This window comes from Nocardia sp. NPDC059228 (assembly GCF_042754245.1).
Lineage (GTDB): Bacteria > Actinomycetota > Actinomycetes > Mycobacteriales > Mycobacteriaceae > Nocardia.
This window is the reverse complement of sequence record NZ_JBHZAL010000129.1, coordinates 1-1,262: the sequence shown is the minus strand read 5'-3', so window position 1 is coordinate 1,262 and position 1,262 is coordinate 1. Positions and strand designations below refer to the sequence as shown.

The 1,262-nt window shown below is 72.3% G+C and carries 2 protein-coding genes; both read right to left on the bottom strand.

Going from position 1 to position 1,262, the window contains the following annotated elements; genetic code table 11:
* A partial coding sequence (locus ACFXKA_RS42940) for a heat shock protein transcriptional repressor HspR (protein ID WP_379431899.1) occupies positions 1–419 on the bottom strand: 419 nt, incomplete at its 3' end.
* Between the two features lie 5 nt (positions 420–424).
* Entirely contained in the window at positions 425–1,159 is a 735-nt protein-coding gene (locus ACFXKA_RS42935; protein WP_379431898.1) for a DnaJ C-terminal domain-containing protein, read from the bottom strand.
* Between the last annotated feature and the right edge of the window lie 103 nt (positions 1,160–1,262).

Sequence of the window (1,262 nt, the reverse complement as noted above, 5' to 3'; positions counted from 1 at the left end):
GCGTCCTGGTACGGCACCAGGTCCCGGCGGTACGAGGCGTGCACCTGCGCCTCGCGCTGCTGCATCGCCGCCGCGGCGCCGTCCACCGCGGACGCCAGCTCGGCGACCCTGGCCTGGAGCGCGGCGACCTGGTTCTCCAGCTCGATGATGCGCTTGATGCCGGCCAGGTTGATGCCCTCGTCCTGCGACAACTGCTGCACCTGCCGGAGCAGTTCGATGTCGCGCGCCGAGTAGCGCCTGCCGCGGCCCGCCGTACGGTCCGGGGAGACCAGGCCCAGGCGGTCGTACTGGCGCAGTGTCTGCGGGTGCAGCCCGGACAGCTGGGCCGCCACCGAGATGACGTAGACGGGCGACTCTTCGGTCAGTTCGTAGGCTCGGTTGAACGATGAGTGCGGTCGACGCCGCCCGACCCCGTCCATTGGAGTCACGCTCCCTTCGCTGCCTGGAACAGCTCGTCCCGCGGGTTCTCCCCCACGGTCGCCTTCCGGTAGGTCTCCAGCGCGTCACGGGCCTCGGCGCCGAGATCCTTGGGGACGACCACCTCGACGGTGACCAGGAGGTCGCCACGGCTGCCGTCCTTGCGTACGGCACCCTTCCCCCGGGCGCGCATCGTACGGCCGTTGGGCGTGCCCGCGGGCAGTTTCAGGGTGACCGCCGGACCGCCCAGCGTCGGGACCTTGACCTCGCCGCCGAGCGCCGCCTCCACGAAGGTGACCGGCACGGTGACGGTGAGGTTGTCGTCCTTGCGGCCGAAGACCGGGTGCGAGCCGACATGGACGACCACGTACAGGTCGCCCGCCGGACCGCCGCGCTCACCGGGAGCGCCCTTGCCGCGCAGCCGGATCCGCTGGCCGTCGCTGACGCCCGCCGGGATCCGGACCTGCATGGTCCGCGAGGACTTGGCACGGCCGCTGCCCTTGCAGACGTCGCACGGGTCCTGGGCGATCAGCCCACGGCCCTTGCAGTCCACGCAGGGGTCGGTCAGCGAGAAGCCGCCGCCCGTGCCGCGCGACACCTGTCCGGTGCCGACGCAGGTCGGGCAGACCCGCGGTGAACCGTTCTTGTCGCCGGTGCCCGAACACGCCTTGCAGGGCGCCTGGCTGGACATCCGCAGCGGGACCGTGGCCCCGTCGACCGCCTCGGTGAAGCTGAGCGTCACCTCGGACTCGATGTCCTGGCCGCGGCGCGGCTGGGTGCGCGCCGCGGCTCACCGAGGAGCAACGCGCCGCCGTGATCCGCGCCCACCCGCGCCCGGATTTCAA